The organism is Pseudomonas sp. GM33 (assembly GCF_000282295.1).
GTDB classification, from domain to species: Bacteria; Pseudomonadota; Gammaproteobacteria; order Pseudomonadales; family Pseudomonadaceae; genus Aquipseudomonas; species Aquipseudomonas laurylsulfatiphila.
Genome location: NZ_AKJO01000039.1, coordinates 1 through 26551, shown reverse-complemented (window position 1 = coordinate 26551; position 26551 = coordinate 1). Strand labels below are relative to the sequence as shown.

At 61.5% G+C, this 26551-nt stretch carries 25 protein-coding genes; 17 read left to right on the top strand and 8 right to left on the bottom strand.

Annotated features, from left to right (window positions below; all coding sequences use genetic code 11):
- Nucleotides 1-102: 102 nt before the first annotated feature.
- Entirely contained in the window at nucleotides 103-1596 is a 1494-nt protein-coding gene (locus PMI26_RS22745; RefSeq protein WP_007971882.1) for a CoA-acylating methylmalonate-semialdehyde dehydrogenase, read from the bottom strand.
- Between the two features lie 74 nt (nucleotides 1597-1670).
- Nucleotides 1671-3020, bottom strand: coding sequence for an aspartate aminotransferase family protein (locus PMI26_RS22750; RefSeq protein WP_007971881.1), 1350 nt, complete (start codon nucleotides 3018-3020; stop codon nucleotides 1671-1673).
- Between the two features lie 139 nt (nucleotides 3021-3159).
- Between PMI26_RS22750 and PMI26_RS22755 the strand changes: the two genes are divergently transcribed.
- From PMI26_RS22755 to PMI26_RS22780, 6 genes are all read left to right on the top strand, one after another.
- Entirely contained in the window at nucleotides 3160-4080 is a 921-nt protein-coding gene (locus PMI26_RS22755) for a LysR family transcriptional regulator (protein ID WP_007971880.1), read from the top strand.
- A gap of 195 nt (nucleotides 4081-4275) precedes the next feature.
- Entirely contained in the window at nucleotides 4276-4926 is a 651-nt protein-coding gene (locus PMI26_RS22760; protein WP_007971879.1) for a TetR/AcrR family transcriptional regulator, read from the top strand.
- An 18-nt stretch (nucleotides 4927-4944) separates the two neighbouring features.
- Complete coding sequence (locus tag PMI26_RS22765; protein ID WP_007971878.1) at nucleotides 4945-5526, top strand: IMPACT family protein; 582 nt, start codon at nucleotides 4945-4947, stop codon at nucleotides 5524-5526.
- A 581-nt stretch (nucleotides 5527-6107) separates the two neighbouring features.
- Complete coding sequence (locus PMI26_RS22770; protein ID WP_007971876.1) at nucleotides 6108-7673, top strand: ABC transporter ATP-binding protein; 1566 nt, start codon at nucleotides 6108-6110, stop codon at nucleotides 7671-7673.
- A gap of 11 nt (nucleotides 7674-7684) precedes the next feature.
- The gene (locus PMI26_RS22775; protein ID WP_007971873.1) at nucleotides 7685-8791 is read left to right on the top strand and encodes an ABC transporter permease; all 1107 of its coding nucleotides are present in this window, start codon (nucleotides 7685-7687) and stop codon (nucleotides 8789-8791) included.
- Nucleotides 8791-9717: an ABC transporter permease gene (locus PMI26_RS22780; protein WP_007971871.1), complete on the top strand. Its 927-nt coding sequence runs from the start codon at nucleotides 8791-8793 to the stop codon at nucleotides 9715-9717. The genes PMI26_RS22775 and PMI26_RS22780 overlap by 1 nt, the downstream gene beginning before the upstream one ends.
- Here the strand turns inward: PMI26_RS22780 and PMI26_RS22785 are convergent.
- Entirely contained in the window at nucleotides 9714-10205 is a 492-nt protein-coding gene (locus PMI26_RS22785) for a hypothetical protein (protein WP_007971870.1), read from the bottom strand. The two genes, PMI26_RS22780 and PMI26_RS22785, sit on opposite strands and share 4 nt — an antisense overlap.
- An 82-nt stretch (nucleotides 10206-10287) precedes the next feature.
- On the opposite strand from PMI26_RS22785, the gene PMI26_RS22790 reads away from it, so the two are divergent.
- The 3 genes from PMI26_RS22790 (at nucleotide 10288) to PMI26_RS22800 (ending at nucleotide 12971) form a co-directional block, all read left to right on the top strand.
- Complete coding sequence (locus PMI26_RS22790) at nucleotides 10288-10644, top strand: MerR family transcriptional regulator (protein ID WP_033047544.1); 357 nt, start codon at nucleotides 10288-10290, stop codon at nucleotides 10642-10644.
- 19 nt (nucleotides 10645-10663) lie between these two features.
- A complete protein-coding gene (locus PMI26_RS22795; protein ID WP_007971868.1) occupies nucleotides 10664-11353 on the top strand; it encodes an SDR family oxidoreductase in 690 nt (229 codons plus the stop codon).
- Between the two features lie 259 nt (nucleotides 11354-11612).
- Entirely contained in the window at nucleotides 11613-12971 is a 1359-nt protein-coding gene (locus tag PMI26_RS22800; RefSeq protein ID WP_007971866.1) for an 8-oxoguanine deaminase, read from the top strand.
- 138 nt (nucleotides 12972-13109) lie between these two features.
- Here PMI26_RS22800 and PMI26_RS22805 read toward each other — a convergent pair whose 3' ends face one another.
- Nucleotides 13110-14198 (bottom strand): calcium:proton antiporter, encoded by a 1089-nt coding sequence (locus tag PMI26_RS22805; RefSeq protein ID WP_007971864.1) that lies wholly within the window; start codon nucleotides 14196-14198, stop codon nucleotides 13110-13112.
- Nucleotides 14199-14499: 301 nt separating this feature from the next.
- Between PMI26_RS22805 and PMI26_RS22810 the strand changes: the two genes are divergently transcribed.
- From PMI26_RS22810 to PMI26_RS22820, 3 genes are all read left to right on the top strand, one after another.
- A complete protein-coding gene (locus PMI26_RS22810; protein ID WP_007971863.1) occupies nucleotides 14500-15582 on the top strand; it encodes a BMP family ABC transporter substrate-binding protein in 1083 nt (360 codons plus the stop codon).
- A gap of 144 nt (nucleotides 15583-15726) precedes the next feature.
- Nucleotides 15727-16692 (top strand): isopenicillin N synthase family dioxygenase, encoded by a 966-nt coding sequence (locus tag PMI26_RS22815; RefSeq protein ID WP_007971861.1) that lies wholly within the window; start codon nucleotides 15727-15729, stop codon nucleotides 16690-16692.
- A gap of 82 nt (nucleotides 16693-16774) precedes the next feature.
- Nucleotides 16775-17728, top strand: a complete 954-nt coding sequence (locus PMI26_RS22820; protein ID WP_007971859.1) for an adenosine deaminase — start codon at nucleotides 16775-16777, stop codon at nucleotides 17726-17728.
- A 77-nt stretch (nucleotides 17729-17805) separates the two neighbouring features.
- Here the strand turns inward: PMI26_RS22820 and PMI26_RS22825 are convergent, their stop codons facing one another.
- Together PMI26_RS22825 and PMI26_RS22830 are read right to left on the bottom strand one after the other, a co-directional pair.
- Nucleotides 17806-18540 carry an ArsR/SmtB family transcription factor gene (locus PMI26_RS22825; protein WP_007971857.1) on the bottom strand — a complete coding sequence of 245 codons (735 nt, stop codon included), beginning with the start codon at nucleotides 18538-18540 and terminating at the stop codon, nucleotides 17806-17808.
- A 316-nt stretch (nucleotides 18541-18856) separates the two neighbouring features.
- On the bottom strand, nucleotides 18857-19786 hold the full coding sequence (locus PMI26_RS22830; protein WP_007971855.1) for a LysR family transcriptional regulator: 930 nt from the start codon (nucleotides 19784-19786) through the stop codon (nucleotides 18857-18859).
- A gap of 126 nt (nucleotides 19787-19912) precedes the next feature.
- Here PMI26_RS22830 and PMI26_RS22835 point away from each other — a divergent pair, with 126 nt between their 5' ends.
- Nucleotides 19913-20926: a zinc-binding alcohol dehydrogenase family protein gene (locus PMI26_RS22835; protein ID WP_007971852.1), complete on the top strand. Its 1014-nt coding sequence runs from the start codon at nucleotides 19913-19915 to the stop codon at nucleotides 20924-20926.
- Between the two features lie 236 nt (nucleotides 20927-21162).
- Complete coding sequence (locus PMI26_RS31585; protein WP_007971850.1) at nucleotides 21163-21336, top strand: hypothetical protein; 174 nt, start codon at nucleotides 21163-21165, stop codon at nucleotides 21334-21336.
- 8 nt (nucleotides 21337-21344) lie between these two features.
- On the opposite strand, the gene PMI26_RS22840 is transcribed toward PMI26_RS31585, so the two are convergent.
- Together PMI26_RS22840 and PMI26_RS22845 are read right to left on the bottom strand one after the other, a co-directional pair.
- Nucleotides 21345-22541, bottom strand: coding sequence for a multidrug effflux MFS transporter (locus tag PMI26_RS22840; RefSeq protein WP_007971848.1), 1197 nt, complete (start codon nucleotides 22539-22541; stop codon nucleotides 21345-21347).
- Nucleotides 22542-22631: 90 nt separating this feature from the next.
- Entirely contained in the window at nucleotides 22632-22829 is a 198-nt protein-coding gene (locus PMI26_RS22845; RefSeq protein WP_007971846.1) for a cation transporter, read from the bottom strand.
- Nucleotides 22830-22977: 148 nt separating this feature from the next.
- Between PMI26_RS22845 and PMI26_RS22850 the strand changes: the two genes are divergently transcribed.
- From PMI26_RS22850 to cueR, 3 genes are all read left to right on the top strand, one after another.
- On the top strand, nucleotides 22978-23361 hold the full coding sequence (locus PMI26_RS22850) for a hypothetical protein (protein WP_007971844.1): 384 nt from the start codon (nucleotides 22978-22980) through the stop codon (nucleotides 23359-23361).
- A 191-nt stretch (nucleotides 23362-23552) separates the two neighbouring features.
- On the top strand, nucleotides 23553-25946 hold the full coding sequence (locus PMI26_RS22855) for a heavy metal translocating P-type ATPase (protein WP_007971841.1): 2394 nt from the start codon (nucleotides 23553-23555) through the stop codon (nucleotides 25944-25946).
- Nucleotides 25943-26356, top strand: a complete 414-nt coding sequence (gene cueR, locus PMI26_RS22860) for a Cu(I)-responsive transcriptional regulator (RefSeq protein ID WP_007971839.1) — start codon at nucleotides 25943-25945, stop codon at nucleotides 26354-26356. The genes PMI26_RS22855 and cueR overlap by 4 nt, the downstream gene beginning before the upstream one ends.
- Nucleotides 26357-26551: the final 195 nt, after the last annotated feature.

Genomic DNA, 26551 nt, shown 5'->3' with positions numbered 1-26551 from the left:
TCTGCCGTCAAGCACTGATTTTCACAAATCTGTCATATAGGTCAAAAAAGCCTCTAAAACAAAAAGGCCGACCCAATGGGTCGGCCTTCTACGCCCTTCTACTTACAAGCTAGGGAACGCGAACTGCGAAGCTTCATGGCTCGCCCGCTGCGGCCAGCGCTGGGTGATGGCCTTGCGACGGGTATAGAAACGCACACCATCCGGGCCGTAGGCGTGCAGGTCGCCGAACAGCGAACGCTTCCAGCCGCCGAAGCTGTGATACGCGACCGGCACCGGCAACGGTACGTTGACACCGACCATGCCGACTTCGATCTCGTCGCAGAACAACCGCGCCGCTTCGCCGTCACGGGTGAAGATGCAGGTGCCGTTGCCATACTCGTGATCATTGATCAGTTGCATGGCTTCTTCCAGGCTGTTGACCCGAACAACGCACAGCACCGGCCCGAAGATCTCTTCTTTATAGATACGCATCTCTGGTGTGACGTTGTCGAACAGGCAACCACCCAGGAAGAAGCCGTCTTCATGACCGGCCACGGTCAGGCCACGACCATCCACCACCAGCGTCGCGCCGGCGGCTACGCCGTCTTCTACATAACCGCTGACTTTGTCACGAGCCTGGCCAGTCACCAGAGGGCCCATGTCCAGCCCGCAGGAAGTACCGGCACCGATTTTCAGCGCCTGGATTTGCGGAACCAGTTTGGCCACCAGGGCGTCTGCGACCTGGTCACCGACACACACGGCCACGGAGATCGCCATGCAGCGCTCACCGCAAGAACCGTAAGCCGCGCCCATCAGTGCGCTGACAGCGTTGTCCAGATCCGCATCCGGCATCAGCACGGCGTGGTTCTTCGCCCCACCCAGGGCCTGAACGCGTTTGCCGCGCTTGGTGCCTTCGGAGTAGATGTATTCGGCAATCGGCGTAGAACCGACAAAGCTCAGCGCCTTGACTTCCGGCGCTTCGATCAACGCATCCACCGCCGTCTTGTCGCCGTGCACCACGCTCAGTACGCCTTTAGGCAAACCGGCTTCCAGCAGCAACTGGGCAATCAGCAGCGTCGAGCTCGGGTCACGCTCGGACGGCTTGAGGATGAAGCAGTTGCCGCAGACGATCGCCAGCGGGTACATCCACAGCGGCACCATGGCCGGGAAGTTGAACGGCGTGATGCCGGCGACAATGCCCAACGGCTGGAAGTCAGACCAGGCATCGATGTTCGGGCCGACGTTGCGGCTGTACTCGCCCTTGAGGATTTCCGGAGCCGCGCAAGCGAACTCGACGTTCTCGATGCCGCGCTTCAGTTCACCGGCAGCATCTTCCAGGGTCTTGCCGTGCTCTTCGCTGATCAGTTGCGCGATACGAGCTTCGTTCTGCTCCAGCAGTTGCTTGAAGCGGAACATCACCTGGGCACGCTTGGCCGGCGGCGTGTTGCGCCAGGCCGGGAATGCAGCCTTGGCCGCGTCGATGGCGCTCTGGATGGTTTCGCGGGTCGCCAGCGGCAACTTGTGAATAGCCTGGCCGGTAGACGGGTTGAACACATCAACCGCGCGACCGTTCTCGGTCACCAGTTCGCCATTGATCAAATGCGGAATAACGCTCATGGAAGCTCCTGAAAAGTTGTCCACAGGCGCCCGTTCCCGGACGCCCGTTGTTTATAGGTATATAGAAGGAGAAATCAGTCGATCTTGCTCAGCACTTCGCCGACCGCGTCGAACAGACGATCCAGGTCCTGCGGCTTGCTGTTGAAGGTTGGGCCGAACTGCAGGGTGTCGCCGCCGAAGCGTACGTAGAACCCGGCTTTCCACAGCGCCATGCCGGCTTCGAACGGACGCACGATCGCATCGCCGTCACGTGGTGCGATCTGGATCGCACCGGCCAGGCCGAAGTTGCGGATGTCGATAATGTTCTTGGTGCCTTTGAGGCCGTGCAGCGCATTTTCGAAATGCGGTGCGACTTCGGTCACGCTCTGTACCAGATTTTCCTTTTGCAGCAGGTCGAGTGCTGCCAGGCCCGCCGCGCAAGCCACCGGGTGTGCCGAATAGGTGTAGCCATGGGGGAACTCAACCGCGTATTCAGGCGTCGGCTGATTCATGAAGGTCTGGTAGATCTCGGAGCTGGCGATCACCGCGCCCATCGGGATCGCGCCATTGGTGACTTGCTTGGCAATGCACATCAGGTCCGGGGTCACGCCGAAGGTGGTGGCGCCGAACATGGTGCCGGTACGGCCGAAACCGGTGATCACTTCGTCGAACACCAACAGGATGTTGTGCTGGTCGCAGATTTCACGCAGACGCTTGAGGTAACCCTGCGGCGGAACCAGCACGCCAGCGGAACCGGCCAATGGCTCGACGAATACCGCCGCGATGTTAGACGCATCGTGCAGTTCGATCAGCTTGAGCAGTTCGTCAGCCAGGGCGATGCCACCCTGCTCCGGCATGCCACGGGAGTAGGCGTTGCTTGCCAGCAGAGTGTGCGGCAGGTGGTCGACGTCCATCATCGCCTGACCGAACAGTTTGCGGTTGCCGTTCACGCCGCCGAGGCTGGTGCCGGCGATGTTCACACCGTGGTAGCCACGGGCACGGCCGATCATCTTGGTTTTGGTCGATTGGCCTTTCAGGCGCCAGTAGGCACGGACCATCTTCACAGCAGTGTCAGCACACTCGGAGCCCGAGTCGGTGAAGAACACGTGGTTCAGGTTGCCCGGGGTCAGGTCGGTGATTTTTTCGGCCAGCTGGAACGACAGCGGATGACCGTACTGGAAGCCTGGCGAGTAATCGAGCGTGCCCAGTTGCCTGGCGACCGCTTCCTGGATTTCCTTGCGGGTGTGGCCGGCACCACAGGTCCACAGACCCGACAGCGAGTCATACACCTTGCGGCCCTTGTCGTCGATCAGCCAGCTGCCTTCGGCGCCAACGATCAGGCGCGGGTCGCGCTGGAAGTTACGGTTGGCGGTGTAAGGCATCCAGTGAGCATCGAGCTTGAGCTGGCTGGCCAGCGAAGTCGGGGCGTTTTCAGGCAAGTTCATGGGCAAAACCTCGCAAGGCAATAAGCGGCGTAAGGATTGAAAACCGTTGTTGCAGCTAAATTGCCACGGGGATAAAGTCGGTGAAATGCAACTCTTCTAATGTTCAGTCAGCCAATCGCTAAACTTTCGAGTAACCCGCATGAGCACTCGCCGTCCCGATCCGCTGGCCCAGGTCAGCGACTTTGATATTCGCCTGCTGAGGATCTTTCGCAGTGTGGTGGAATGCGGCGGCTTCTCCGCAGCGGAAACCGTGCTGGGCATTGGTCGCTCGGCGATCAGCCAGCAGATGAGCGATCTGGAGCAACGCCTCGGTCTGCGCCTGTGCCAACGTGGACGCGCCGGTTTTTCCCTGACCGAAGAAGGTCGCGAGGTCTATCAATCGGCGTTGCAACTGTTGAGTGCGCTGGAAAGCTTCCGCACCGAGGTCAACGGTCTGCACCAGCACTTGCGTGGCGAATTGATCATTGGCCTGACGGACAACCTGGTCACCCTGCCCCACATGCGCATCACCCATGCCCTCGCGCAGTTGAAAGAGCGCGGCCCGGACGTGCAGATCCAGATCCGCATGATCGCGCCCAACGAGGTCGAACAAGGTGTACTCGACGGCCGCCTGCACGTCGGCGTGGTGCCGCAGGCCAGCGCGCTTTCCGGACTGGAATATCAACCGCTGTATAGCGAGCGATCGCTGTTGTACTGCGCGGTCGGCCACCCGCTGTTTTATGTCGACGACAAACAACTGGACGACGAGCGCCTGAACAGTCAGGACGCCATCGCCCCCACCTTCCGCTTGCCGGCGGAGATCCAGGCTCACTACCAGGCGCTCAATTGCACCGCCAGCGCCTCGGACCGCGAGGGTATGGCGTTCCTGATCCTGACCGGACGCTATATCGGTTATCTGCCGGATCACTATGCGAGTCTTTGGGTACAGCAGGGCCGGTTGCGAGCGTTGAAAGCCAAAACGCGCTTCTATGACCTGAGCCTGGCCTCGGTCACACGCAAGGGGCGTCGCCCGCATCTGGTGCTGGAGAGCTTTCTCGAGAGCCTGGCCGCGACACGCTGAAAAACTGTGGGAGCGGGCTTGCTCGCGAAGAGGCCGTGTCAGTCGATATCTGCATAGCTGACACACCGCCTTCGCGAGCAAGCCCGCTCCCACAGTGGATTGTGGTGTAGGGTTTTATTGTGTGAGGACTTGTCTGAAGTCGGTGGGTACGCTATCAACGCACTGGCCGTCCCACCTACCTGTTCGGAAGTGCTTATGACCTTTGAAGTCCCAGCCCACGGCGGAAAACCCGTCAGCCGCATTCGTCAGAAGAACGAAGAGACCATCATCAAAGCCGCCGAAGACGAGTTCGCCCGTCACGGGTACAAAGGCACGAGCATGAACACCATCGCCCAGAACGCCGGGCTGCCCAAGGCAAACCTGCATTACTACTTCACCAACAAGCTCGGTTTGTACGTGGCGGTGCTGAGCAACATCATCGAGTTGTGGGACAGCACCTTCAACACCCTCACCGCCGAGGATGATCCGACCGAGGCCTTGACCCGTTACATTCGCGCCAAAATGGAGTTCTCCCGCCGCCAGCCGCAAGCCTCGCGGATTTTCGCCATGGAAGTCATCAGTGGCGGTGAATGCCTGACCGAGTATTTCAACCAGGACTATCGCGCCTGGTTCCAGGGCCGTGCCGGCGTGTTCCAGGCCTGGATCGACGCCGGTAAAATGGACCCGGTCGACCCGGTGCACCTGATCTTCCTGTTGTGGGGCAGCACCCAGCATTACGCCGACTTCGCCACGCAGATCTGCCGCGTCACCGGGCGCACCAAGTTGACCAAGCAAGACATGGAAGACGCCGGGGACAACCTGATCCGCATCATTCTCAAGGGCTGCGGCCTGAAACCTGCCATTTAAATAGCCATTCGGGTACGTATGCCTTTTACCCTCAGCGGTTTTTGCGAATACCGCGAAGAGATTCGCAAAAGCCGCTTCATTACCTTCGCCGCGCCGATCTCCAGCCCGGCCGAGGCGCAGGCGTTCATTGAACAGCACAGTGACTTGAATGCCTCGCACAACTGCTGGGCGTGGAAGCTCGGCGATCAATATCGCAGCACCGATGATGGCGAACCCGGTGGAACGGCAGGTCGGCCGATTCTGGCGGCGATCGAGGCACAGGATTGTGATCAGGTCGCGGTGCTGGTGATTCGCTGGTATGGCGGCATCCAGCTGGGCACCGGTGGTCTCGCCCGGGCCTATGGCGGCGGTGCGAACAAATGCCTGCAAGCGGCGCCGAAGGTTGAGTTGATCAGCCGGGTGCCGCTGCGATGCGCTTGCGGGTTTGCCGAGCTGGCGTTGGTCAAGCTGCGGGTGGCGGAGGCAGGTGGACTGGTTGTGGATGAAACCTTCACCGCCAATGGTGTCGAGTTGCAGTTGGCGGTAGGCGACGCGCAGATCGATACCTTGCAGTCACAGCTGGCCGATTTGAGCCGTGGACGCATTCTTTTGCAGCGCTGAAAACAAGAGCAAAAGATCGCAGCCTTCGGCAGCTCCTACAGGGGATCGTGCTGCGATCTTTTGGGGCACGCCGCTTTTCCACTTATTCCATATTTGCCCACATCTGCTGTGCACCCGGCTGTGGATAACCTGAGCACATACCGCTGTAACCCTTCTGTCATGCGGCTTTGCGGACTTTGCTCAATTTTCGTCCAATCTGCCATCAAGCGCATCAAATTCAAGTAAAAACAAACAGTTACAACGATTTATCACCTTTAGAAGAAAGCCACCCAGTGCTTATGCCCATGCCTTGAGCTTGCGCACAAATACTGTGGAGCAATCTGTGGATAACCCGTTCATGGCCGTCTCGGCACCCTGCACGGTATGGCTTGTGGTCGATTGATCATTTTTTAAGCAAAAGCCCACGAGCAAAATCGGGGCTTGATTTGCGCCGTTGCCCCCATCTGGTGCCGGGTTCTGCGTGGCTCATTTGAAAGCCGCGGGCTCAACACTTCGGCTCACAGGACCTGAAGATTTTCCTGACCTAATGGCCAGAAAATTGCTTTATCCACAGGCACAAGTCCAACAGCACTGAGCCTGTCATGCCCAATCACGCCCCAATCCCCGCTCCGGTTCCGCGCCTGCAACTGCGCGCAATCACAAAACGCTATCCCGGCTGCCTGGCCAACGATGCCATCGACCTGACCATTGCTCCTGGCGAGATCCATGCCCTGCTCGGCGAAAACGGCGCGGGCAAAAGCACGCTGATGAAAGTCATCTACGGCGTGACCCAGGCCGATTCGGGCGAGGTGATCTGGCAAGGTCGGCGGGTAACCCTGCGCAACCCGGCCCAGGCCCGGAGTTTGGGCATCGGCATGGTGTTCCAGCACTTCTCGCTGTTCGAAACCTTGAGCGTGGCGCAGAACATCGCCCTGGCCATGGGCGCGGCGGCAGGCACACCCAGACAACTTGAGCCGAAGATTCGCGAGGTGTCGCGACGCTATGGCATGGCGCTGGAACCGGAGCGACTTGTCCACAGCCTGTCGATCGGGGAACGGCAACGGGTGGAAATCATTCGCTGCCTGATGCAGGACATCCGCCTGTTGATTCTCGATGAACCGACTTCGGTGCTGACGCCGCAAGAGGCCGACGACTTGTTCGTCACCCTGCGCCGGCTCGCCGCCGAGGGCTGCAGCATTTTGTTCATCAGCCACAAGCTCGGGGAAGTCCGCGCGTTGTGCCAGAGCGCGACGGTACTGCGCGGCGGGCGCGTGACCGGACATTGCGTGCCAGCCGACTGTACGGATCAGCAACTGGCGCGCCTGATGGTCGGTGAGGCGGCGCAGCTGATCGCAAACTATTCGAAGGTGACCGGAGGTGATGCGTTCCTTGAGGTACGTGGATTGTCCTGGCACAACCCGGACCCGTTCGGGTGCTCGCTCAAGGACATCAACCTTGAAGTGCGCAGCGGCGAAATCGTCGGCATCGCCGGGGTCGCGGGCAATGGCCAGGACGAGCTGCTGGCTTTGCTCAGCGGCGAACAACGCCTCAATCGCAACGAAGGCGCAACCCTGCGCTTTGGCAAGGAACCGGTTGCCCATTTACACCCCGACGCACGTCGCAGACTTGGCCTGAGCTTCGTCCCTGCCGAACGCCTGGGCCATGGCGCAGTGCCAGAGTTGAGCCTGGCAGACAACGCGCTATTGACCGCTTTCCAGCAAGGACTGGTGAGTAAGGGTCTCATCCGGCGCAGCAGAGTCGAAACGCTGGCCGAGGAAATCATCCACCGTTTCGGGGTCAAGACACCCGATAGCCAGACCCCGGCCCGCAGCCTGTCCGGCGGCAACCTGCAGAAATTCATCCTCGGCCGGGAAATCCTCCAGCAACCCAAACTACTGATCGCCGCGCACCCGACCTGGGGGGTGGACGTCGGCGCGGCCGCCACCATTCATCGCGCCTTGATTGCCTTGCGCGATGCCGGCGCGGCGATCCTGGTGATTTCCGAAGACCTCGACGAACTGTTCCAGATCAGCGACCGCCTCGGCGCCTTGTGCGACGGTCGCCTGTCGGCGCTCCACGCCACGGTCGATACGCGCCTGAGCGATGTCGGCGGCTGGATGGCCGGCCAGTTCGCTACCCCTCAATCACTCGCATCCGCCACGCGCTAACGGAGTGTCACATGCTGCTTTCTCTTGAACCCCGTGGCCAGCAATCGCGGCTGATGCTGTGGTGCTCGCCGTTGCTGGCGGCTGCGCTGACCCTGGGTTGTGGATCGTTGTTGTTCATCGCGCTCGGGCATGACCCGCTGCTGACCTTGCACACACTGCTGATCGCTCCGGTCAGCGACCTGTATGGCGTCTCTGAATTGTTGGTCAAAGCCCTGCCGATCCTGCTGTGCGCATTGGGCCTGGCCGTCGCCTACCAGGCGCGCATCTGGAACATCGGTGCCGAAGGTCAACTGCTGCTCGGTGCATTGGCCGGCAGTGCGCTGGCAGTCAACATCATCGATATGCAAAGCCGCTGGGCGCTAGTGCTGATCCTGCTTACCGGCACCCTGGCCGGTGCTGCCTGGGCCGGGCTGACGGCGTGGTTGCGCACGCGCTTCAACGCCAATGAAATCCTGACCAGCATCATGCTCAACTACATCGCGCTGAACCTGTTGCTGTTCTGCGTTCACGGTCCGTTGAAGGACCCCGCCGGGTTCAATTTCCCCGAGTCAGCGATGTTCGGGGAGGTCAGCCGCTTGCCGCTCTTGCTGGAGGATGGACGGGTTCACGCCGGGGTGTATTTCGCCCTGCTCGCCTTGGTGGCGGTGTGGGTGCTGTTGCAGAAAAGCTTCGTCGGTTTCCAGATCAAGGTGCTCGGGCTGGACAAGCGGGCCGCCGGGTTCGTCGGCTTTCGCGAGAAGCGTTTGATCTGGCTCGCGCTGTTGATCAGCGGCGGTCTGGCCGGCCTTGCCGGCGTGTGCGAAGTCACCGGGCCGATCGGTCAGTTGGTGCCGCAGGTCTCGCCGGGCTACGGCTATGCGGCGATCACCGTAGCGTTTCTCGGGCGCCTGAATCCGCTCGGCATCCTGTTTTCCAGCCTGTTGATGGCGCTGCTGTACATCGGCGGCGAAAGTGCACAAATGAGCCTGAACCTGCCGCAAGCGATCACCCAATTGTTCCAGGGCATGATGCTGTTTTTCTTGCTGGCCAGTGACGTGCTGATTCTCTACCGGCCGCGCCTGAACCTGCGCTGGACCCGCCGCGCCCAAGCCACCGCCGTACACGCAGGAGCGTTGTGATGGATATCGATCTGCTGAGCAATATTTTCTACGCCATGGTCCGCTGCGGTACGCCGTTGCTGCTGATAGCGCTGGGGGAACTGATCTGCGAGAAAAGCGGCGTCCTCAATCTTGGCCAGGAAGGCATGATGCTGTTTGGCGCGGTGATCGGTTTCATCGTCGCTTTCAACACCGGGCACCTGTGGCTCGGCGTAGTGCTGGCGATGTTCGCCGGGATGCTGCTGTCATCGCTGTTTGCGCTGGTGGCGCTGGTGTTCAATGCCAATCAGGTGGCCAGCGGTCTGGCCCTGACGATTTTCGGCGTGGGCCTGTCGACCTTTGTCGGTGCGGCCTGGGTCGGCAAGCCGCTGGCAGGTTTCGAACCCTTGGCGATTCCCTATCTGAGCGAGATCCCGCTGTTCGGGCGGATGCTGTTTGCCCAGGACCTGTTGGTCTATCTGTCGTTCGTACTGTTTGCGCTGGTGGCCTGGGTCATTCTGAAAAGCCGAGTCGGGCTGATCATTCAAGCCGTCGGGGAAAATCCCGCTGCCGCCAGTGCCATGGGTTTGCCGGTGTTGACAGTGCGTATGTTGGCGGTGTTGTTTGGTGGCGCGATGGCCGGGTTGGCCGGGGCCTATCTGTCCCTGGCGTACACACCGATGTGGGCGGAGAACATGAGCGCCGGGCGCGGCTGGATTGCCCTGGCGCTGGTGGTGTTTGCCAGTTGGCGGGTGTGGCGCCTGCTGCTCGGCGCGTACCTGTTCGGGCTCGCCAGCATCCTGCACCTGGTGGCGCAGGGATTGGGGCTGGCGATTCCGTCGAGCCTGCTGGCGATGCTGCCGTATGTCGCGACCATTGTGGTACTGGTGCTGCTGTCACGGGATGCGCTGCGGACACGGTTGTATGCGCCGGTGTCGTTGGGGCAGCCGTGGCAGGCCGGGCATTAGGTGGTGACCGGGCCGTCCCCTTCGCGGGCAAGCCCGCTCCCACAGGGAGTTGGCGTGAACTCGGTCAAATGTGGGAGCGGGCTTGCCCGCGAAGGCGTCCGAACAGGCAACACTTGAGCAATGCCCCAAGCCAATTCAAACACCAGAAAAACCACCAGAATCGAACTCGCCCCCTGGATCAAGGCATAAGCCTGCCAGGCCGAGAACAGGAATCTGGCCACGGCGTCATACCGCCCGAAAACCTGCTGCGGATCACGAATCCGCAGCACCGCCCACACGCAGACGATCGAGCCCAACAGATTTGCCATCAACATGTGCACCGGTTCGAACGGTGGCAACTCACCAGGCAAACTCAACGCCTGGCTCAGCGCAGTCAAAACCCCATGCAACGCTGCAAAACTCCACGGCGTGACAAACGCCATCGTCACCAACAAGTCATACCAGGCACTGCCTTGCACCAACCGGCGATATTGCGCTGTAGTCCACATCGTCATTGCTCCATCAATTCAGGGAGCAACAAGGCTAAAGCCTGGAGTATGCTCCAGGGTCAAGCCCCTTCGAGACGTCATGATGCGCATCGGTGAATTAGCCCGGGCCAGCGCCGTCAGCCGCGACACGTTGCGCTTCTACGAGCAGCGCGGATTGATCGCGGCGCAACGCAGCGCCAACGGGTATCGCGACTATCCGCCAGACATGGTGCAACTGGTGCAGTACATCAAGACCGCTCAACGGCTGGGCTTTACCCTCGGCGAGATCGGCAACAGCGTCACGGCAATCTGGCAGTCGCCCGACCCGGACAGCGCCGTCACGCAACTGCTGCAAGACAAACTTAAACTGATCGAAGCCCGCATGGCCGAACTCGGCGCGCTACGCGAAGAGTTGCAACAACGGCTCGGGCAACAGTGTCCATTGAATCCACGATCCTGAACTTTCAAGGAAGCCACTCATGTCCAAGGCAAAAACCGCACTCATCATCGGCGCCTCCCGGGGGCTTGGCCTCGGGCTGGTGAAAACCCTGCTGGCCGATGGCTGGCAAGTCACCGCCACCGTGCGCGACCCGCAAAAGGCCGAGGCCTTGCAGGCCCTGGGCAAGGTGCGGATCGAAAAGCTCGACATGGACGATCAGCCCGCGGTGTCCGCCCTGAGCCAACAACTCAAGGGCGAGGTGTTTGACCTGTTGTTCGTCAATGCCGGGGTCAAGGGGCCGGATGTCCAGACACCCAACGGTGGCGCGACGATGGCCGACGTCGGTCAGTTGTTTTTCACCAACGCCGTGGCGCCGATCAACCTGGCCCAGCGTTTTGTAGAACAGATCCGCCCGGACAGCGGCGTGCTGGCGTTCATGAGTTCGGTGCTGGGCAGCGTGACCATGCCCGATGCGCCGGAGCTGGCGCTGTACAAGGCCAGCAAGGCAGCACTGAATTCCATGACCAACAGCTTCGTCACTCAGTTGGGCGATACAACGCTCACGGTCCTGTCGCTGCACCCGGGCTGGGTGAAGACCGACATGGGCGGTGAAGGCGCGGACATCGATGTCGAAACCAGCACCCGCGGCCTGGTTGATCAGGTGAATGCGTACGTCGGCAAGGGCGGGCATCACTTCATCAATTACCGGGGTGAGACCATTCCCTGGTAATTACCGCCAACACACTACCCTGTGGGAGCGGGCTTGCCCGCGATGACGGCGGCACAACCACCAACGATTTGACTGACACACCGCTATCGCGAGCAAGCTCGCTCCCACAAGGTCTTGAGTTGTTCTGTCGGGCCGGGCTTGCCCATAACGGTGTTTTGATCGAAACTGCCCACCTCGCCTCCCCGGCGAACCTGGATCAGCAGACAGGGCAACACTGAGCTGGCAACCCTGAACCCAATTTTCAGAGGAGCCGGCCAACATGCCTGCGACCCGTACTTGGTTAAAAAATCCCCTCGCCATTTTCACCTCCAACGGTCTCGATGCCCGTGGCGGCCTGGTGCTGCAAGACGGCTTGATCGTCGAAGTACTCGGCGCCGGCCAGCAACCTTGCGCGCCGTGCAATGAAGTGTTCGATGCCCGCGAGCATGTGATCCTGCCGGGCCTGATCAACACCCATCACCATTTCTATCAAACCCTGACCCGCGCCTGGGCGCCGGTGGTCAATCAGCCGCTGTTCCCGTGGCTGAAAACCCTTTACCCGGTCTGGGCACGCCTGACCCCGGAAAAACTCGCCCTCGCCACCAAGGTCGCACTGGCCGAATTGCTGCTGTCCGGCTGCACCACCGCCGCCGACCATCACTACCTGTTCCCGGAAGGTCTGGAAAATGCCATCGACGTGCAAGTCGAGAGCGTTCGCGAACTGGGCATGCGCGCCATGCTCACCCGCGGCTCCATGAGCCTCGGTGAAAAGGACGGTGGCCTGCCGCCGCAACAGACCGTGCAGGAAGGCGAAGTGATCCTCGCCGACAGCCAGCGGCTGATCGCCGAATACCACGAGCGCGGTGATGGCGCGCAAATCCAGATCGCCCTGGCACCCTGCTCGCCGTTCTCGGTGACCCCGGAAATCATGTCGGCCAGTGCCGAACTGGCGAACAAACTCGACGTGCGCCTGCACACCCACCTGGCAGAAACCCTCGACGAAGAAGATTTCTGCCTGCAACGCTTCGGCCTGCGCACCGTGGACTATCTGGACAGCGTCGGCTGGCTCGGCCCGCGTACCTGGCTGGCCCATGGCATCCACTTCAACCCGGACGAGATCGCCCGCCTCGGCGCCGCCGGGACCGGTATCTGCCATTGCCCGAGTTCGAACATGCGCCTGGCCTCGGGCATCTGCCCGAGCATCGAATTGACTGACGCCGGCGCCCTGCTGGGTCTGGGCGTGGACGGTTCGGCCTCCAACGATGCCTCGAACATGATGCTCGAAGCGCGCCAGGCCCTGTACATCCAGCGCCTGCGCTACGGCGCCGAGAAGATCACCCCGGAACGCGTGCTCGGCTGGGCGACCAAAGGTTCGGCCAGTCTGTTGGGACGTACCGATATCGGCGAGTTGGCAGTAGGCAAGCAGGCTGACCTGGCGCTGTTTAAGCTCGATGAGCTGCGCTTCTCCGGCAGCCATGATCCGGTCTCGGCCCTGCTGCTGTGCGGCGCCGATCGCGCGGACCGGGTGATGGTCGGCGGTAAGTGGCGGGTGATTGACGGGCAGGTCGAGGGGCTGGACCTGAAGGGCTTGATTGCCGATCACAGCCAGGCGGCGCGACAGTTGATTGCCGGGACCTGACACAACACCGTTTAAAACTGTGGGAGCGGGCTTGCTCGCGAAAGCGGAGTGTCAGTCACATGAGTATTGACTGGTACGACGCCTTCGTCGGAACGCCGCCCGGAGCAAGCCCGCTCCCACATTGGTTTTGCGGTGCTCTTAGAGTCCCAGCAGCGACAACATGATAAACGTCGCAAACAACACGAAATGCGTCATCCCTTCGATGGCGTTGGTTTCTCCATCGTTGAGATTGATCGCGCTGACGATCAGGGTCAGAAACACCATCACGGTCTGCACCGGGGTCATGGCCATCTGGAATGGCTGGCCGGTATAGAGCGCCATCGCCTCCATCACCGGCACCGTCAGGATCACCGTCGACAATGACGCGCCCATGGCGATGTTGACCACCGACTGCATGCGGTTGGCCAGTGCCGCACGTAATGCGGTCAAGATCTCCGGCGCCGCAGAGATCGCCGCCACCAGGATCGCCGTAATCACCGGCGGTGCCCCCGTTCCTTCCAGCCCCAGATCGAGGGTCCTGGACATCACTTCGGCCAGTGCGCCAATCACCACCACCCCGAACACCAGGGTGCCGATACTCAGCACCAGATTTACCGGCTGCGGTTCCGCGCCGGGCTCCCTCCTGCGGCGCTTGTCCGGGTAGCTGTAGCTGAAAAAATAACTGTGCGGCCCGACCTGCATGCGCAGGAACAAGGCGTAGAGCACCACCATCGTGCCGATGGTAAAGGCCGAATAGAGCTTCCATCGCGCTTCGGGAATGAACTCCGGCACCACCATCGAGACCCCCATGGCGGTGAGAATCATCACGCTGTAACTGCGCGCCGAATCGTCGTTATAGGACTGTTCGCCATGTTTGAGCCCGCCCATCAACGCCGCGAGGCCCAGGATGCCATTGATGTCGAGCATCACCGCCGAGTAGATCGTATCGCGCACCAGCGTGGCCGAGGCTTCGTTGCTCATCATGATCGCCAGGATCACCACTTCCACCAGCACGGCGGCCAGGGTCAGGATCATCGTGCCGTAGGGATCACCGACCTTCTCCGCCAGCAACTCGGCCTGATGGGCAACGCGCATGGAGGCGGCGACGATGAAGGCGATCAGCACCAGCCCGCTGATCAATGCGATGGCCTGGCCGCTGTGCAGCATCCAGTGCTCCAGCGGATAGGCCACACACGCGGCGATCAACGCCAACAGCAGGAAGCCTTCTTGCTTGAGGGTGGTGAGCATGGCGAGCCTTTTTGCCGAGTGGTGCCGATGAGCTACTGACTGCGGGGTGGCGTTAACGTTTCGTTTTACCTTAGCGCACCAGAGGATGGCAGCCGCTTCAGCAGGTGCACTTTTATTGGCCTTGCCGGCCTCTTCGCGAGCAAGCCCGCTCCCACATCCGACCGAGTTCCCCTGTGGGAGCGGGCTTGCTCCGGGCGGCGATCCGACGAAGGCGTCACCCCGGATTCAGCTTTTTGTTGTCTTGTTGGTCAGCCATTTGCATTGCCCCTGCCAACCACAGAACAAAATGGAGCTCCAATTCATGCACAACCGTCCGTTGAAGAAGCTGCTTTGCGCCATTACCGCCGCCATCGGCCTCGGCGCCAGCCTGAGTGCCAGTGCCAACGACCCGCTGAAAGTCGGCTTCGTCTACATCGGCCCGATCGGCGACCACGGCTGGACCTATCAGCATGAACAGGGACGCAAGGAGCTCGCGGCAAAATTCGGCCCGCAGATCACCACCAACTACGTGGAGAACGTCGCCGAAGGGGCCGACGCCGAGCGGGTGATCCGCAACATGGCCAAGGACAAATACGACCTGATCTTCACCACCTCCTTCGGCTACATGAACCCGACCGTGAAAGTCGCCAGGCAGTTTCCCCAGGTGACCTTCGAACACGCCACCGGCTACAAGCAGGACAAGAACCTCGGCACCTACCTGGCACGTACCTATGAAGGTCGCTACGTCGGTGGCTTCCTCGCGGCGAAGATGACCAAGACCAAAAAAATCGGCTATGTCGCCTCGTTCCCGATCCCTGAGGTGATCCGCGACATCAACGCCATCCAGCTGGCCCTGAACAAGTACAACCCTGGCACTGAGATCAAGGTGGTGTGGGTCAACTCCTGGTTCGATCCGGGCAAGGAAGCGGATGCCGCCAATGCGCTGATCGACCAGGGCGTTGACGTGGTGTTTCAGCACACCGACAGCCCGGCGCCGATCCAGGCCGCCGAACGTCGTGGCGTGTATGCGGTGGGCTACGCTTCGGACATGGCGCACTTCGGGCCGAAGGCGGTGCTGACCTCCATCGTCAACGACTGGGGGCCGCACTACATTCAGGCAGCCCAAAGCCTGATCGACCATGACTGGAAGTCCCAAGACTACTGGGGCGGCTTGAAAGAGGGCACGGTTGAGCTGCCGATCAGCGACCTGGTGCCGGCAGCGGTGAAAAGCGAAGCCGAACAGCTCATCGCCAATATCAAGAGCGGTACGCTGCAGCCGTTCACCGGGCCGATCAAGGATCAGGCCGGCGTCGAAAAAATCCCGGCGGGGGTGAGCGCGACCACGGCGGAACTGGCGTCGATGAACTACTACGTGGAAGGCATGAAGGCGGAAATACCGAAGTAACACTTCAACCACCACACAACCCCCTGTGGGAGCGGGCTTGCTCGCGAATGCGGTGTGTCAGGCAACGGAGATGTTGGATGTACCGGCCTTTTCGCGAGCAAGCCCGCTCCCACATTGGACCTATAGTGTTTTCAAGGACTGCGCATGACCAGCCTCCCCATCATCGACATCGCACCGCTCTACAACGACGACCAGAACGCCTGGCCAGCCGTGGCCGCACACATCGACCACGCCTGCCGCGAGTGGGGTTTCTTCTACATCAAGGGTCATCCAATCAGTGCCGTCCGCATCGACGCCCTGCTCGACCACGCCAGACGCTTCTTTGCCCAACCCGCCGCCGAAAAACTCAAGATCGACATCACCCAGAGCCGTCACCATCGCGGCTACGGCGCCATCGCCACCGAACAGCTGGACCCGAGCAAGCCCAGCGACCTCAAGGAAACCTTCGACATGGGCCTGCACCTGCCGGCCGACCACCCTGACGTACTGGCGGAAAAACCCTTGCGCGGCCCCAATCGCCATCCGTCCCTGCCCGGTTGGCAAGCGCTGATGGAGCAACACTACGTCGACATGCAGGCCCTCGCACAAACGCTGTTGCGGGCAATGACCATTGCGCTGGGGATTGAGCGCGACTTCTTCGACACTCGCTTCAATGACCCGGTCAGCGTGTTGCGCCTGATCCACTACCCGCCGCGTCACACGGCCAGCTCCACCGAGCAGCAAGGCGCCGGCGCCCATACCGACTACGGCTGCATCACCCTGCTCTATCAGGACGCCGCCGGTGGCTTGCAGGTACGCAACGTCAAAGGCGAATGGATCGACGCGCCACCCATCGACGGTACGTTCGTGGTCAACCTCGGCGACATGATGGCGCGCTGGAGCAACGATCGTTACCTGTCGACGCCGCACCGGGTGATCAGCCCGCTCGGCGTGGATCGCTATTCGATGCCGTTCTTCGCCGAGCCGCACCCGGATACCCGCATCGAATGCCTGCCCGGTTGTCAGGATGCATTGCACCCGGCGAAATACCCGGCCACCACCTGCGCCGGGTTCCTGCTCTCGCGCTTCGCCGATACCTACGCTTATCGACGGGAACAGGAAGCGGTGTGATGAACCGCCTGGTCAGGTTTTACCAATTGTTGCGGCAACCCTCTGTAGAATGGCGACCATTGCACCTGATGAGAAAAGAATCATGTATGACTGGCTGAACGCCCTGCCCAAGGCAGAACTGCACCTGCACCTGGAAGGCTCGCTGGAGCCCGAGCTGTTGTTCGCACTGGCCGAGCGCAACAAGATTGCCTTGCCATGGAGCGACGTCGAAACCTTGCGCAAGGCGTATGCCTTCAACAACCTGCAGGAATTCCTCGACCTGTATTACCGGGGTGCCGATGTGCTGCGCACCTCCCAGGATTTCTATGACCTGACCTGGGCATACCTGCTGCGCTGCAAAGAGCAGAACGTGATTCACACCGAACCGTTCTTCGACCCGCAGACCCACACCGACCGTGGCATCCCGTTCGAAGTGGTGCTCAACGGCATCGCCGCCGCGCTGAAGGATGGCGAGCAGCAACTGGGCATCACCAGCGGTTTGATCCTGAGCTTCCTGCGCCATCTGAGCGAAGACCAAGCACAGAAAACCCTCGACCAGGCGCTGCCGTTCCGCGATGCGTTCGTCGCCGTGGGCCTGGACAGTTCGGAGATGGGGCACCCGCCGAGCAAGTTCCAGCGCGTGTTCGACCGTGCCCGTCACGAAGGCTTCCTGACCGTCGCCCATGCCGGTGAAGAAGGCCCGCCCGAGTACATCTGGGAAGCCATCGACCTGCTGAAAATCCAGCGCATCGACCATGGCGTGCGTGCCATCGAAGACGAGCGTCTGATGCAGCGGATCATTGACGAGCAAATCCCGCTGACCGTGTGCCCTCTGTCGAACACCAAGTTGTGCGTGTTCGATCACATGTCGCAGCACAACATTCTCGACATGCTGGAACGCGGTGTGAAAGTGACCGTGAACTCCGATGACCCGGCGTACTTCGGCGGTTATGTCACGGAGAACTTCCATGCCCTGCACACCCACCTGGGCATGACCGAGGACCAGGCCAGACGCCTGGCGCAGAACAGCCTCGATGCGCGGTTGGTGAAACCCTAAGGGCAAACGCAAACCGTGTAGGAGCTGGCTTGCCAGCGATGCTGGATGGGAGGCCGCCATCGCCGGCAAACCGGCGCCTACAACGCCATTTCCAGCTCGGTCTCCAGGGCAAAGCGATGAATTTCGCGTTGCCCGGAGGCCGTCACCTGCAAGGCTCGGGAATCGTTGGGCAGGCTCAGCCATCCCGACTGCATGAACAGCTGCAACAAGGCCGCCCCCAGCGAGCCGCCCATGTGCGGGCGTCTTTCGCTCCAGTCAGGGCACGCACAGGCAACCCTGCCGTTGTGATGGGCCAGCGCCTGGATGAACACTCCCCGTGCCGCCAACTCCGTCGCGCCCTTGAGCGTGACCGTGACCCGCTGATCCGAATGTTCGATCCAACCCGCTTCCAGCAGTCGCTGATACAGGTCGGCGGACAGGGTACCCCCCAAGTGATCGTCGCACAGCCGGGCACTCAGCAATGACGAGCGCACTGCCCGGGGTTTGACGAGTGGCGCATTGCGCTTGAACACCTCCGGAATATCCTGGGGCGCGCTGGCGAAGGTCGCGCTGGCCAGCGCCTCGATTGCCGCCCCGACCTCAGGGGCAGCCAGGCGGAAGAAGCGTTTGCGGCCACGGTTTTCAACCCTTAACAGACCTCCAGCGGACAAACGTCCCAGGTGTGCACTGGCCGAAGACGGTGACAGGCCGGCCAGCAATGCCAACTCTTCGGTTGCTCGCGCCGAACCATCCATCAAGGCCCACATCATTGCGCTGCGCTTTGGGTCAGCCAGCAATGTGGCGATCTGGCTGATGCAAGGTGCATGTTCCATGTATTCACTCCCTGTTGAATCGTTTCGTCTTCTGACCAGAAACATCTTGACCAGTAATGTGTCGTCGGCCAATCCGCGGAAACTGCCAAGAGTCCGGCAACGCCTTGCTCACCCATTAGCGCTGCCTGGCCGATACCGCGAAGGCCAGAAGGATGACCGTGCTGCCGGGCCGACTCGAACGTGGACCCGCCATGGGGGGATCGACGCTACTGACATGATGAGGGCGCTAGTATATGCGGGTTGGTCGGCGGATCCTGTCCTCCGCCCGGCATAGGTGGTGATCGTTCCTGAGGGAAATTTCTCTTTTTTTGTGCGACTAATGATCGATATCCGAAAAGCCCGGAAATTGACTGCTCAACGGGGCGCATCGGCTGACAAGCATTTCGCGCAACAGGTTCACCGGCTTACTCAGTTGTGCGCGATGGGCGCACAACAGATTCAACGGTGCGCGCTCGCAGAGCAGTTCCGGCATCAGCACCTTCAAGCGGCCGGCCAGCACATCGGCGGCGACATCGAGCCAGGATTTGTAGGCGATCCCGGCACCGGCAACGGCCCAAAGCCGAACGACATCGGCATCGTCACTGAAGCGATCGCCGCTGACGGTCAGGCTGACTTCGCGTTTGCCGTCGTGAAAACTCCAGTGATCGTGGACCCTGCTGCCGAGCATGTACAACAGGCAATTGTGCTGCGCCAGTTGCTCCAGGTGCCGCGGTTCGCCGTGGCGAGCCAGATAGTCGGGAGCGGCGCACAACACCCGGCGGTTCTGCGGGGCGATAGGCAGCGCCACCAGGCTGGAGTCTTCCGGTTCACCGTAGCGCAGGGCAATGTCTACCGGCTGGCGGAATAGGTCGGCGATGCGATCCCCCAGCAGCAGGCGCACGGTCAGTTTCGGATGCTCGCGCTGGAACTGGTCAAGCCAGGGCAACAGCAGATGGCGGCCAAAGTCCGACGGCGCCGACAGTTGCAGAACCCCGCTGACCTGGTCCTGACCGCTGGCCAGTAATCGCCGGCCCTCGTCGAGATTGCTCAGGGCCGCGCGGGCGTATTCGAGAAAGCCCTCGCCTTCGGCGGTCAGGCGCAAGCTGCGGGTCGAGCGGGCCAATAGACGGGCGCCGAGTTGCCGTTCGATGCGCTTGAGCGCTGCACTGGCCACCGCCGCCGACATGTCCATGCCCCGCGCGGCGGCGGACAGACTGCCCAGGTCCGCCGCCCGGACAAACAACTGCAGGTCATCGAAACGCAGCATCAAAAGCACCGATTATCAAAAAAATATTGAAAGAGACTGCTCTTTTAGCCGGTTTTATCTTCAGGAGAAATAGCCAATCATCTCCCCCATCGAATCACTTCTTTTATTAGTGTTCAGGAGTCGCCCATGAAAGCCATTGCCTACTACGCCTCGTTACCGATCAGTGACGACAAAGCCCTGCAAGACATCGAGCTGCCGGAGCCGGTTGCCGGACCTCGCGACTTGCTTGTGGAAGTCAAAGCCATCTCGGTCAACCCGGTGGACACCAAGGTGCGCCAGAACGTCCAGCCCGAAGGCGGTGCGGCCAAGGTGCTGGGCTGGGACGTGGCTGGCGTGGTCAAGGCCGTGGGCAGTGACGTGACGCTGTTCTCGGTCGGCGACAAGGTGTTTTACGCCGGCTCCATCGCCCGGGCGGGCGGCAACAGCGAATTGCATGTGGTGGACGAACGCATCGTCGGCCACATGCCCAAGACCCTTGGTTTCGCCGAGGCCGCCGCCCTGCCGTTGACCGCGATCACAGCGTGGGAATTGCTGTTCGAACGCCTGCAAGTGCGCGAAGGCAAAACCGACAAGGGCCAGAGCCTGTTGATCGTCGGCGCGGCAGGTGGTGTGGGCTCGATTCTTACGCAACTGGCTCACCAACTGACGGCTCTGAAGGTCATCGGCACCGCTTCGCGTGCGCAGACCCAAAGCTGGGTGAAAGAGTTGGGTGCCGATCTGGTGATCGACCATGGCCAGCCACTGAGCGAAGCACTCAAGCGCGCAGGTGTGGATCAGGTTACCCACGTCGCCAGCCTGACCCAGACCGACCAGCACCTGGACCAACTGGTCGAGGCGTTGGCGCCCCAAGGCAAACTGGCGCTGATCGATGACCCCAAGTCGCTGGACGTGACCAAGCTCAAGCGCAAGAGCCTGTCGCTGCACTGGGAGTTCATGTACACCCGTTCGCTGTTTGAAACCGCGGACATGATCGAGCAGCACAACCTGCTCAATCGCGTCGCCTGGCTGATCGATGCCGGAACGTTGAAAACCACAGTGGGCGAACACTTCGGCACGATCAATGCCGCCAATTTGCGCCGTGCCCATGCCCTGCTGGAAAGCGGCAAGGCCAAGGGCAAGATTGTGCTGGAAGGGTTTTGAAACGCTGAAAAAAACCCTTCCTGATTTCATTGTTTCTGCGTTTTTTCGTCTGCGACCGGAACATCCCGGTCGCAGACAATCCCTGTGGGTGCCCTCGAAAAGTCGTGTTTTCTTTAGTTACAAACCGTCAGTCCGACAGTTGATCCTTGTCACAATGCTGCTCGTATTCAGGACTACAATCGAATCTCCTGCGAGGCAGTCTTTTGCGTAACGTCTTTTACGAGAGGTGATCCGTTGTGAAGATCCTGATAAAAGAATTGGCAAAATCCCAGTGGCAAGTCCGCTTAGACCAGCATGCGGTGACGTTCCGCAGCGAAGCAGAAGCTCGCGCTTTCACGCGTACCCTCGAAGCCCGCATCCAGGCTCCTCACCAGATTCCCATCCTCCACCCGCAGCGCGCTGCCGGCTGATTCCGGCCTCAAGCCTGGGCTTGCGCCAGCGCCCGGGCATTTTGCAAACGCCGGGTGAGCACTGCAGCGCTCACCACCAGAACTCCGCACAGGCTGATGACCATGGCCATCGGCACGGCGCTGCCATCGTGCAAAATGCCCACCAGCGCGGAGGCGCCGGCCGCCACACTGAACTGCAGGCAACCGAGCAGCGCCGACGCGCTGCCGGCTCGTGCGCCCTGCCCGCTCATCGCACAGGCGGCGGCGTTGGGGCTGATGCAACCGAGACTGGAAATACAGATGAACAATGGAATCAGCAGCGGCCACAGCTGGGCCGGATGCAGAGCGCTGACAGCGAGCAGGGTCAGACCGGCCGCGAGATAAACCCACACCGCGCGCGCCAGCAAGAAGGTCGGGCCACGTTTGGCCAGCAGCCGCGCGTTGACCTGCGCCACCAGAATGAAGCCCGCCGCATTGGTGCCGAACAACCAGCCGAAATGCTCGGCCGGAACGCCGTAGAGCTTGATGATGATGAACGGTGAACCGGCGATGTAGGCAAACATCCCGGCGATGGCGATGCCTCCGGTCAAGGCGTGGCCAAGAAATATCGGGTCGGCCAGCAACCGACCGTACTGACGCAGCGCGCCCGACAGCGGTTGACGCGGTATGTGGGCCGGCAAGCTTTCCGGCAATCCCGTCGCCACCGCCAGCCCCGCCAACGCACTGAACCCGGTCAAGGCCAGGAAGATCGACTGCCAGCCAGTGGTGTTGACCAGCAATCCACCCAGCAAGGGCGCGAGGATAGGCGCGAGCCCCATCACCAGCATCAACTGTGAAAAGACTTTCGCCGAGCCCACCGCATCACATTTGTCGCTGACCACCGCCCGGGAAATCACCATGCCGGCGCAGCCACCCAACGCCTGGACGAAACGCGCACCGATCAACCACTCCAGGTTCGGCGCATAGGCGCACGCCACCGAGGCCGCGGTGAACAGGCCGACACCGGTGAGCAACGGAATGCGTCGCCCGAAACGATCCGCCACCGGGCCATAGGCCAACTGACCGATGGACAAGCCGAGGAAGTAGGCCGCCAACGTCATCTGGACGTGATTTTCGTCCGTGCCGAAAGCCAGCGCCATGGCCGGGAACGCCGGCAGGTAGAAATCGATCGCCAGCGGACCGAAAGCGCTCAAGGCGCCGAGAATCAGAATGGTACGGAAGTTCATCAGGCATCCAGTGAGGCAGGAGTCGGCAGCCCGACAGTCTAGCCGCGCATGGACGCCTTGAACATTCCGGTAGCTCGCTAACTATCAAAATCAGGCCAGTTTGACGCCATACCCCTCTTCACTGATCGCCTCGATCACTTGCTGGGCAGTCAGCGCACTTTCGACACCGACTTCTTTCGCCGCCAGATCGACCCGCACACTGGCTGCCGGGTCCCTGGCCTGCACGGCCTGAGTGATGGCCTTGACGCAGTGGCCACAAGACATGCCTTCAACGTTGAACACTTGCATGGGATGACTCCTTTTCCGAGGGTTGAGTCCAGTTTCGAGCTTGCCATCATGGCAAGGTCAAGTTCTGAAGTTAGCTGCCGGGCTGGCAATCGGCGTTACGCTCGGCCAAGCTGCGTCCATCAATGACTCGAACTCAGGAGATTCAGCCATGCGCTGGTCGGTTTTCAGCCTGTTTGGCTTTCTCAGCCTTTTCGCCGCCGTGCCTTCGGTCAATGCTGCCGGTCAGGATTATGGCGTGCTGATCATTTCCCGCGAGCGCCTGGAAGTCGCGACCAGCTGCGAGATCGGTGTGTACATCCAGGACCAATTGGCGGCACGGCTGTTTCAGGAACAGAGCACCTCGTTCAACCTGCCGCCCGGCGTCGTCTCGCTGCGCCTCAAGTTACTCCCGGGGCAGATGCCGGGTTGCAATCCGGGCATGCTCGCGCCGGGCTCTCAGGATATCCAGCTCAAGGCCGGCGATGTGCTCAAGTACCGGATCGCGATGACGCAGGAAGGGATGTACCTCAAGCGCGCCGGACTCGGCTACTGACCCACAACCCTTGTGGGAGTGGGCTTGCTCGCGAAAGCGGTGTGTCATGCAACATTGATGTCGACTGACACGACGCCTTCGCGAGCAAGCCCGCTCCCACATTCACTCAGTGGTGGGTATAAGATTGGCACTTGACCTTACCAGCATGGCAAGGTTGATCCTGTGGTCATCTACTACAGGGAGTGCGACCGATGTCCGAATCCACCACGTTCGACCTGCCGATTGCCGGCATGACCTGCGCCAGTTGCGCCGGGCGTGTCGAGCGCGCCTTGAGCAAAGTCATTGGCGCCAGTGCCGTCAGCGTCAACCTCGCCACTGAACAGGCCCGGGTCCAGGCACCCAGCGACAGCCTGCCGGCCCTGATGGATGCCGTGGCCAAGGCCGGCTACAGCGTGCCGCAGCAAAGCCTGGAACTGAGCATCGACGGCATGACCTGCGCGTCCTGCGTCGGTCGGGTCGAGCGGGCGCTGGGCAAGGTGGCGGGCGTGAAAAGCGTCAGCGTCAACCTGGCCAACGAACGCGCCCATCTTGAACTGCTCGGCCAGGTCGATCCGCAAACCTTGATCGCGGCCGTGACCAAGGCCGGTTACGCCGCCAGCGTATGGGAAGCCGAACACCCGCCGGCCGACAATCAGCAACAGCGCCTGCATCGCGAACGCCTGGCCTTGATCATGGCCATCGTCCTCGCCTTGCCGCTGGTCCTGCCGATGTTGCTGCAACCGTTCGGCGTGCACTGGATGCTCCCGGCCTGGGCGCAATTCGCCTTGGCCACGCCGGTGCAATTCATCTTCGGTGCACGGTTTTACGTTGCGGCCTGGAAAGCCGTACGCGCCGGGGCTGGCAACATGGATTTGCTGGTGGCCCTGGGCACCAGCGCCGGTTATGGCTTGAGTGTGTATGAATGGGCCACCGCCGCCGGGCGCATGCCGCACCTGTATTTCGAAGCCTCGGCGGTGGTGATCGCCCTGGTATTGCTGGGCAAGTACCTGGAAAGCCGCGCCAAGCGCCAGACCGCCAGCGCCATCCGCGCCCTCGAAGCCTTGCGCCCGGAACGGGCGATTCAGGTGCTCGATGGCCGCGAGCAGGAAGTCGCCATCAGCGCCCTGCGCCTCAATGACCTGGTGATGGTCAAACCCGGAGAGCGCTTCCCGGTCGATGGCGAAGTGATAGAAGGCCAGAGCCACGCCGACGAAGCCCTGATCAGTGGCGAGAGCCTGCCGGTGCCCAAACAGCCCGGCGACAAAGTCACGGGCGGCGCGATCAACGGTGAAGGACGGTTGCTGGTGCGGACCCAGGCCCTCGGTGCGGAAACCGTACTGGCCCGGATCATCCGCCTGGTGGAAGACGCCCAGGCCGCAAAGGCGCCGATCCAGAAACTGGTGGATAAAGTCAGCCAGGTGTTCGTGCCCACCGTGCTGTTGATTGCCCTGGCAACCCTGATCGGCTGGTGGCTGTATGGCGCGCCGATGGAAACCGCGCTGATCAACGCCGTGGCGGTGCTGGTGATCGCCTGCCCTTGCGCCCTGGGCCTGGCCACGCCGACGGCGATCATGGCCGGCACCGGCGTGGCGGCACGCTACGGGATCCTGATCAAGGACGCCGAAGCCCTGGAGCGTGCCCATGAAGTCAGCGCGGTGGTGTTCGACAAGACCGGCACCCTGACCTCCGGCGCCCCGCGCATTGCTCATCTGAGTGCCATCGACGGCAATGAAGCGAGCCTGCTGCAACTGGCCGGCGCCCTGCAACGCGGCAGTGAGCATCCGTTGGCCAAAGCTGTTCTGGAGGCCTGCGCCGAACGCCACTTGAAGGTGGCCGACGTCAGCGACAGCCAGTCCCTGACCGGCCGCGGCATTGCCGGCACACTGGAGGGTCGTCGCCTGGCCCTGGGCAATCGGCGCCTGCTGGAGGACAACGGTTTGAACGCCGGACCGTTGGCCGACTCGGCGATCGCGTGGGAAAAAGAAGGCCGGACCTTGTCCTGGCTGATCGAACAATCCCCCGAACCACAGGTGCTGGGCCTGTTCGCCTTCGGTGACACCCTCAAACCCGGCGCGCTGCAAGCAGTGCAGCAACTGAGCGCAAGGAACATCAGCAGCCACCTGCTGACCGGCGACAATCGCGGTAGCGCCAAGGTGGTGGCCGAGGCGCTGGGCATCCAGGACGTGCATGCCGAAGTACTGCCGGCGGACAAAGCCGCCACGGTTGCCGCACTGAAAGAAACCGGCGTGGTGGCGATGGTCGGCGACGGTATCAATGACGCCCCGGCACTGGCCGCCGCCGACATCGGCATCGCCATGGGTGGCGGCACCGACGTCGCCATGCACGCGGCCGGTATCACCCTGATGCGCGGCGATCCGCGACTGGTACCGGCTGCATTGGAGATCAGCCGCAAGACCTACGCCAAGATTCGGCAGAACCTGTTCTGGGCCTTCGTCTATAACCTGATCGGCATTCCGCTGGCGGCGTTTGGCTTCCTCAACCCGGTGCTGGCCGGTGCGGCCATGGCGTTGTCGAGCGTCAGCGTGGTGAGCAATGCGCTACTGTTGAAAACCTGGAAACCCAAGGACCTGGAGGACAACCGATGAACATCGGCCAAGCGGCCCGCCACAGCGGCCTGAGCGCAAAGATGATCCGTTACTACGAATCCATCGGCCTGCTCAAGGCGGCCCATCGCACCGACAGCGGTTATCGGGTGTATGGCGATGACGACCTGCACACCCTGGCGTTCATCAAGCGCTCGCGGGACCTGGGGTTTTCCCTGGAGGAAGTCGGCAAGTTGCTGACCCTCTGGCAAGACCGCCAGCGCGCCAGCGCCGATGTGAAGGCTTTGGCCCGTCAGCATATCGATGAGCTGAACCGGAAGATCCGTGAACTGGGGCAGTTGCGCGATACGTTGCAGGATCTGGTTGAGCACTGCCATGGCGACCATCGGCCGGATTGCCCGATTCTGAAGAATCTGGAGTCGGGGTGTTGTGCTGGACCGGCTCGGGCCTGACACATTGATGGTCGATGTGCCACCGCCATCGCGGGCAAGCCCGCTCCCACAGGGTTTGTGGATGTATGGAGCAGATGTGGACAACTCGATCCTTGTGGGAGCGGGCTTGCCCGCGAAGGCGGACTGTCAGGCGACAGAGGTGTTGGATCTGCCCCCACAAAAAACCCGGCCGAACAGGCTGTGTGAAAACACGCT